This window comes from Falsigemmobacter faecalis (assembly GCF_003863335.1).
GTDB classification, from domain to species: Bacteria; Pseudomonadota; Alphaproteobacteria; order Rhodobacterales; family Rhodobacteraceae; genus Wagnerdoeblera; species Wagnerdoeblera faecalis.
This window is the reverse complement of sequence record NZ_RRAZ01000027.1, coordinates 41,637-48,938: the sequence shown is the minus strand read 5'-3', so window position 1 is coordinate 48,938 and position 7,302 is coordinate 41,637. Positions and strand designations below refer to the sequence as shown.

Below are 7,302 nucleotides of genomic sequence, written 5' to 3'. Positions count from 1 at the left end.
TTCCACACAGCCTCGGCCGGCAACAGCCCCTGCACACTGCATATCCTCTCTGTCATCCTGCTTACAACGCTGTTTCGCCGCGCGGAGCTTAGCTTCCTCCAGCCGGGCGCTAACGGCCTTCCGCAATCGGCAAGGTCTCCAGATGAGCATCAATAGTCTCGGCCACATCTTTTGACATTGGAAGATCTGCTTTTGTCGATCTCCAGGCCTGAAAGAAGAGCTCGACGGTCTCTTGCGCCGCATCCAGGACAAGGCGGCGCGGCAAAGAAGCCTTCGCCGCAAGGTGCTCGAGTTCATCCACAGTATAGTCCGCGAAATCCTTGGACCGGCTAAAGTTCAGGGCCGATCTGTCGCCTGGGATGTAGGGGATTGTTGATACAAAATCATAGGCGGGCGCCAGCCGGGCGCGTTTGCCGTCCGGATAGATGAGGGACCAATTTTTCAGGTGCATATCGCCGTTGCCGATCAGCGTGTTAAAGGTGAGGCGGCGGATAAACTCAGCGATATCGGCGCCCTCGGTCTCGGCCGCGATGACACGCGCAATATTCGCGGCACTGGCCCGCTTATACTTGTCCTCCGCGAAGACCCCAAAGATCTGCGCAAAATCTTCGATATGAACCCGCTCGCCATCCGCCGCGCGATCAAAGCGCTCAATGGTGAAGGCCTTGTCACCCAATCGTTCAATTCCGGCCGGCAGGTTCGCGATTTGATCGACGTCGACCAGGCCGATCGCTGGCACATCGATCCCCACCTGCCTTGCCAGCGCCATCATAGAATATTCATTCTCCGGCACACCGCGGTATTCGGCAGAAGGCAGCTTAACGATGTGATCGCCGCCGACACCGTGAGCCGGAATGGTCAGTCCTCCGGCTTTGTCGCCCACGGCAGAGAACTTGAGTTGAACGCCCGCAAGAGAAAAACGTAAAACGTCACCATAATCTGGCGCCTGCTGATCGGGTGCAGGCGGCAGAAGCGGCCAGGCATCTCCCTCAGCCGGCTCGATCCGGACAGCACCCGGCAGATCACGCCCAAGCACCCACATCAGGAAAAACTCCCGATCCGGATGAATATCAACCGTTCGCGCGAGGTACCGGCGAAGATGTCCCTCGGGCAGCAGGTTTGAGAAAAACGGCATCAACTTCATTTTATAAGGCCGATGGTCGGTGATCAGATCACCATGAATGTCCTTGAAGCTCAGGCTCAGGACGGACCGGTCAGCATTGTTGATGTAGTCTTCTGTGAAGCTGAAGACGCTCTTCTCCCCCCCCAGCCAGGTGAGTGTCCCGACGTTCTCATTGCCCAGGCTGACTTTCAGCACGGAGACCTCAGGCATCGTCTTCCCCATCCAGTGTCCAGGCAGCACGCGGCTTATGATCCGGGTCAGCACCTTCAGGCATCACCCTGTCAGATTTAGCTGCCTTTTCCAGCTCATGCAGAGCTTTTTCAAAAGCCTCATGCAGCTGGCCTGCATCTTCTACCTTCTTCAGTGCTCTGCCTGCGCGTTGCAGCGCATCAACAGCCGTCGCCGCCCCCCCCTGCTGCGCCAGTTCGGACAAAGCTTTTCTCAAGCGTTGATTCAAAGGAACCTCAGGAAACCTGCGCTGCAAATCCCGCAGGGTCTCTTCCAGCCTTCGGCGCAGTTTCGCCTGACGTCCGTTCAACTCAGAATGCGCCCCGGAGATTTGCCGGCTCAGAGATTTAACTGCTGGCAAAGCCTTACGTGGCACCAGTTCCAGCTCAAGGTCGAGCGCATGAGCGAGTGTAGTCAAGGTGCTGAGGCGTGGATCCACAGTGCCAGCTTCAATTCGCGAGATCTGCGCCTGAACAAGTCCTGTTATCTCACTCAGCTCGCGCTGAGAGAGCCCCTTGGCAAGGCGCGCCTGCTTCAGGCGATCGGACAGGTTTTGAAGGACGAAGGCCATCTTGATGCTTTATAAGCAATTACGTTGATATTTTTATACACGCAAATATATCAAAGTAAATTCATAAATTTAATGTATCATCATATATCAAATCACATATTGATGCATATTAACATATCGAAACTGTCATAGGTTACAGCGACATCATCCCCGTGCATGCTGCGCCAGGATCTCTGACGTTTTCAGCACGGCCCCCTTCAGCGCCAGCAGATCTGCGTCTTTCCCTGAGCCTTTGGGCAGTTCTAACCGGATCGGGACCGGCACATTTGCCAGCCCTTCCCTGCGCGCAGGGAGACGCGGCCTCCTCGCTGGAGCCGCCTCCTGCGCGGGCACCGGTGCTGCAGGCACGCCCCTCATCCCGCCGGCGCGACGCAGCTCGCTTAAATCGCGGGCCAGCCGTGTGACCTGAGCCTCGGTGTCCTTCAGCCGCCTCTCAACCTGCAGCTGCTGCGCATCCGGCCAGGGCAGCGGCCCGCTTTGCGCCGCATGCAGGGCGCTCAGCTTTGGGTCCTCATAGTATTTGATCCGCCGCGCCCGAACCGGCATCTGCGCATCGACCACAAGGATGACCTCATCAAGACTGAGGCGGCGGGCCTCATCTTCGCTGAGCAGCGGGGTCTCCTCTGTCCGTTCCGAGACGCTGCGCCCCTCGAACGGATTGCGCCCGACTGCGCGTGACCGGGTCACCACGCGCCTCGTGGTTTTGCCCACCGCCTGTGAGAGTTCTTCGATGGTCTTTTGATCTGAGGGCGTGAGGTAGAGCTTCACCCCTGCGCCGCCCTGCAGCGAGCGGCGGGTGTTCTCCCCGTAGATCTCATCGAGCGCCGGAATGGTCTGAGTGACGATCGCCAGATTACCGCCAAAGGAGCGCAGGGTTTTGATGCTTTCCGCCACGATCGGCATTTTGCCCAGCCGGTCGAACTCATCGAGCATGATCATCACCGGCCAGGGCTCATCGGCCCCCGGCTCCGCCGCCTGCAGCGAGGCAATCAGATCCGAGAAGAAGAGCCGGATCAGCGGTGCCAATGGCCGGATCATCTCACTCTCCACCACCAGATAGATCGCATGCGGCAGCCGGCGAATGTCGCGGAAGGAGAAGTCTGAGCGTGCGGTTGCCGCATCAATCGCCCGGTTGTCCCAGGTATCGAGCCCCGAGGTCATCAGCAGCGACAGATAGGAGGTCAGGGTGTCATTATTGGTCGAAGCCATCCGCTCAAAGATCAGCTTTGCGGAAGGGTTCTTCACCTCTTCAGCCCGGAGCAGATATTCCTTCTGCTTGTCGCCGCCTGAAGCCGTGATGCGGTAGATCTCGCCGATCGTCGGCACGCCGCGCTCAAAGGCCAGGAGCCCTGCCGCAACAAAGAGATCAATTCCACCGGCTAAAAGCCCGCTCAGCTTTTCATTGTCGGTCTGCAGAAACAGCTTGGCGGTGAGTTTCAACTCCATCTGCTGACGGTCGGGGTTTTGGATCTCAGCAATGCGCTGCAACGGGTTGTAGCGGTGGGTTGGCTTGTCCCAATCCGTGGGAGCAAAGCGGAACACCCGATCGCCCATGGTCTGGCGATGCCGCGCGGTTTCGCGGAAATTCTCGCCCTTCACATCCAGCACCACCGCCGAGCCGCGATAGGTCAGCAGATTGGGGATTACAAAGCCCACGCCCTTACCGCGCCCGGTCGGCGCTACCACCAGCGCATGCGGGAAACTCCTCGAGACGATGAAGGCGCGCCGAGATTTCGGCGTGCCCATCTTCCCCAGCAAAAAGCCCGACCCCACCGCTGCAAAGAACCCATTGCCGCGCATCTCCGCCCGGCTTTGCCAGTGGGTGGTGCCAAAGCGCGTCAGCGCATCGCCAAGCATGGTCGCACTCAGCAAGAGCGCGATCAGCGCGCCGCCTCCGATCAGGCTGAAGCCCCAGAGCTGTTCGCCGGGGCTGCCGGACAGCAAAATCTGCCCATAGTGCAATGCCAGCCAGAGATCCGCATCGGCCATCGCAATGCCCTGCCGGATGGCAAAGGCCCCGGTGGCGAGCACGAAGCCAATGAGCGCGCCGAGGAGCGTCAGGCTGGTGCCGGCGAGCAGCAGACGCAGCTTATCCATGCCGCGGGCCTTTCGAGCTGTGCTCCTGCCTCACGCTCTGCGCTTCCACATGCCGCAGCTCAGTGAGCTCATTCAGTACCCGGTCCAGTGCGCCAGGCTCCGCATCGCCCGGGTTGGCCTGCAGATAGCTCTTCGCAAGTGCCAGTTGCTCGCGCGGATGATCGGTGATGGCAAAAAGCGCATCCGGATCCCCGGCCCGCAGGTTCTGCAGGCTGGTGGCGCCAATCCGCGCCTCAATCTGCCCGGTCAGCCGCGCGTCTTCCGCGCGCGTCAGGGGCTGGCCCGGGCCCTCCCAGGCTTCACGCAGCACCTGCGCGAGCTCAGGGGCATCGCGTTCAAGCATCACGGCCTCGGCCCAGGCGGCGCGGACACCCTCCTCGATCTCAGAGCTGCGCTCGCTGATCCAGGCCCGTGAGGCGCCTTCGGCCCGCAACTCGTTGATCTCTGTTGTCACTGCCGCCTTCAGGAGATCCGCGGGCATTTCAGTTTTCAGCTTCTCAAGATCCCGACGTTCCTCCGTAATCGGGCCCAGCTCCTCAGTCGGGTGCCGCAGCGCCAGCGCCAGATCCCCGGCATGGAGCGCGCGATCTTCCGGCTGCACGGCCGCTTTCGGCGCCGAGATCAGATCCGTCGAGCGTTCCCAAAGCAGTGAAGCGAGATCCGCGTGCTGCGGCGAGCGGGCCGCCAATGTGTCAAAGGCAGCTCTCGCCTCCCCAACCTGCACCTCACCTGCTCTGCGCACCTCCGGGTCATCGGAGAAGGGGTAGTTGAAGTCAGTGCGTTCCAGCCTTTGCGCGAAGTCGCGCAGCTCTGCGCGTTCTTCCGGGCTGTAAACATCGGCAGCCGCTTCCGCTACGGTCCCGGCACTCCGCTCTGAAGCTTCGCTCCCGTCGCTGAGCTTAAACAGTTGCGCCTCGCTCAGCACCTCGCCCAGCCGGTCATGCACAGCCTCAAGCTTTCCGAGCGCAGCCTCACGTCCCGCAGGCTCCCGCAGATTGAACCCGCTGTGATCGGCGATGGCTTTGAGATCCTGCGACAGCCATTGCTCTTCCAGCGCCGCTGAGCCCGCCCCTTCCTGCACCCGCGCCAGCACCGCCTCAGAATCAATCCCGCTGCCCTGCAGCGCAGCGCTCAGTTTTTCCCGCAACTCCGGTGCTTCCATCTCTTCACGGACCGTCTCCGCCAAATTGGGCGCGGCATAAATACCATCCCGCGAGGGCGCCTCATGCAGGCGGTCTGAGCGATCGCCAAGGGGGCAGATGCGAAACCTCGCGCAGCACTTCCGAGAGCTTGCGTTCAATCACCGGCCGCTCACCAACAGACGCACGCTCAATCGCCGCCTCGATGCCACGGATGTTTTCGCTGAAAGACGCAAGCAACTCATCAAAGGCGGTCTCATGCTCACTCATATAAAGAACTCCGTCGGGGACCACCTGGCCCCCGTTTGTCAAAAGAACGGCCGCCCGGCTCAGAGCCTCGGCCACATCGGTGAAGTTTGAGGCAGAGGCTTCGGCAGCGAGGCCCTGATAAATCCGCGCGTGTCCGGCGATCTCAGCCAGCGCCCGGGCCCGATCAGCGCCCTGACGGTCGCGCTCGGCCGGCTCTGCCTTCGCCGCTCGTGCCGCGCGATACGCGCCATCGCTGCCCTGCCGCGTCATCACTCCACGCTCGAGCCGCCGGGTCGCCTCCAGCCGCAGCCCGTGGCGGTCGGCGGCCTCCACCATCGCGGTCCGGAAGGCCTCATAGCTGAAGTGGTGATCGCGGCTCAGACGAAACATCTCGCCGTCCGGGCTGCGGCGGTTCACCACGATATGCGCATGCGGATGGGCGCGGTCTTCATGGATGGCGGCGATATAATCAAAACGCGCGCCCTCCCCCTCGAAGAAGCGCTCACAGACCTCTTCGGTGATGGCCTGCACTTCGGCACTGCGCGTCCCGATCGGGAACGCCATCAACAGATGACAGGTATGGCCAAGCTTCGGGCTGTGACGCGCGTTCCAGCCATTCTCAAAGCGCCGCGCCAGCCGATCGATCTCACCCGGGCTCAGCACACGCTTACCGTCATGTGTCCCGCGGCTGTCGAGGATCAGGCTGGATTTGCTGGTGAGATAGCTCAGCTGTGCCCGGAGCTGCGCACCGGTGTGACAGCCACCCTGACGGATCGCCTTGAAGATCGCCGGCGTCGCCCCCCGCGCCGCACGAATCTTCTGGCCATGCCGCCCGAGCGTCCCCGTGGATCCGCCGATCCGGCTCCAGCCACGCTCAAAGAACGGTGCTGCGGGCAGCGCCCGTCCGTTACCGCGCATCCTGGTCGCCCGCGTTCAGCAGCGGCTGCAGAGCGTCATCAAGCTCGAGATCGAGCCGCAGGCGGCGACCAGGCATCAGCGCACGGAACTGATCGGCAGTCTCAAAGAACAGACCTGCAAGCGCGCGCAGTGCCGCCCGATCGGAGAGATCGAGAGTGCTCACCTCCCCTCGCAGCCGCGCCTCATTCAGCCGCCGGGCGATCTGGTTCACATTGCTGCCCAGCCGATTCAGCGCAGCACTCTGGCGGCTCAGCGCAGCACTCAGTTCCGGATCCGGCGCCAGCAGACCCGCGGCGGCACCCATCATCCGCCGGAGTGCCGCAGAGCGATGGGCAATCTGCAGCCGTCCGAGCAGCGCATCGAATGCGAAAAGCTCGTCGCGGCTGACCCGCAGCGTCAACACTTCGCTGCGGCTGCCGTTCGCGACACGGGTCGCCCTGCCCTGGCGCAGCACATTGCAGATCGTCCGCTCCGAGACCCCGAGACGCGCGGCAATGCTGCGCACCGACTGGCCAGCGGCACGGTCACGCGGGATCCGGAGGCGTTCGGCATCACTCAATCGGCGGGTCACTGGCATGTGAAGTATACGTTCCTATTTCTTGCCAGTTTCGTAGAGACCCGCCGTCTCCCCCTGCAAGGCGGAGACGGCTCAAAGGGTCTCTACTCCTTATGAAACCGCCCCCCGGGGGCGGTTTCCACGCGCTCTGCCAAATGCGCCACGTCCTTTGGCGAATGCGTCCCGCCCTCTGCCTTCCGCACCAGGTCTTCTGCACCCTGCAGCACGCTGTCTGCGCAATGCCTAACGCCGCCTGCCTCCTGCTTGCCGCGTTCCGCCTCACGTGCCCTGTGACATGTGGCCTGTCCTTTGGGATCTGCATTCTGCCAAGTGACGCCCGTCTGTTGTCTTCTGGCCCCTGCCATCTGCGCAACGCCCTCTGTTATCCGTCAACTGTTTGACGCCCTCGCAGGAAGCCGGT

Annotated in this window: 6 protein-coding genes; all 6 read right to left on the bottom strand. The window is 61.9% G+C overall.

From position 1 onward, the window contains the following. Window positions 1–109: 109 nt before the first annotated feature. The 6 genes from EG244_RS15750 to EG244_RS15730 all read right to left on the bottom strand — a co-directional run bounded on the left by EG244_RS15750 (window position 110) and on the right by EG244_RS15730 (window position 6,902). Entirely contained in the window at window positions 110–1,333 is a 1,224-nt protein-coding gene (locus EG244_RS15750) for a type II toxin-antitoxin system HipA family toxin (protein ID WP_124966136.1), read from the bottom strand. Continuing rightward, window positions 1,326–1,922: a helix-turn-helix domain-containing protein gene (locus EG244_RS15745; protein ID WP_124966135.1), complete on the bottom strand. Its 597-nt coding sequence runs from the start codon at window positions 1,920–1,922 to the stop codon at window positions 1,326–1,328. Before EG244_RS15745 ends, EG244_RS15750 begins: the two co-directional genes overlap by 8 nt. A gap of 144 nt (window positions 1,923–2,066) precedes the next feature. Next, the gene (locus EG244_RS15740; protein WP_124966134.1) at window positions 2,067–4,019 is read right to left on the bottom strand and encodes a type IV secretory system conjugative DNA transfer family protein; all 1,953 of its coding nucleotides are present in this window, start codon (window positions 4,017–4,019) and stop codon (window positions 2,067–2,069) included. Further along, window positions 4,012–5,181, bottom strand: a complete 1,170-nt coding sequence (locus EG244_RS21030) for a hypothetical protein (protein WP_233589039.1) — start codon at window positions 5,179–5,181, stop codon at window positions 4,012–4,014. The genes EG244_RS15740 and EG244_RS21030 overlap by 8 nt, the downstream gene beginning before the upstream one ends. A 61-nt stretch (window positions 5,182–5,242) precedes the next feature. Further along, window positions 5,243–6,325 carry a relaxase/mobilization nuclease domain-containing protein gene (locus tag EG244_RS21025; RefSeq protein ID WP_233589038.1) on the bottom strand — a complete coding sequence of 361 codons (1,083 nt, stop codon included), beginning with the start codon at window positions 6,323–6,325 and terminating at the stop codon, window positions 5,243–5,245. Beyond that, the gene (locus EG244_RS15730; protein ID WP_124966133.1) at window positions 6,315–6,902 is read right to left on the bottom strand and encodes a helix-turn-helix domain-containing protein; all 588 of its coding nucleotides are present in this window, start codon (window positions 6,900–6,902) and stop codon (window positions 6,315–6,317) included. The genes EG244_RS21025 and EG244_RS15730 overlap by 11 nt, the downstream gene beginning before the upstream one ends. Window positions 6,903–7,302: the final 400 nt, after the last annotated feature.

Coding starts and splice junctions, on each gene's coding strand:
- EG244_RS21030 (WP_233589039.1), bottom strand. CDS start 5,181: ATGGAAGCACCGGAGTTGCGGGAAAAACTGAGCGCTGCGCTGCAGGGC.
- EG244_RS15750 (WP_124966136.1), bottom strand. CDS start 1,333: ATGCCTGAGGTCTCCGTGCTGAAAGTCAGCCTGGGCAATGAGAACGTC.
- EG244_RS15740 (WP_124966134.1), bottom strand. CDS start 4,019: ATGGATAAGCTGCGTCTGCTGCTCGCCGGCACCAGCCTGACGCTCCTC.
- EG244_RS21025 (WP_233589038.1), bottom strand. CDS start 6,325: ATGCGCGGTAACGGACGGGCGCTGCCCGCAGCACCGTTCTTTGAGCGT.
- EG244_RS15730 (WP_124966133.1), bottom strand. CDS start 6,902: ATGCCAGTGACCCGCCGATTGAGTGATGCCGAACGCCTCCGGATCCCG.
- EG244_RS15745 (WP_124966135.1), bottom strand. CDS start 1,922: ATGGCCTTCGTCCTTCAAAACCTGTCCGATCGCCTGAAGCAGGCGCGC.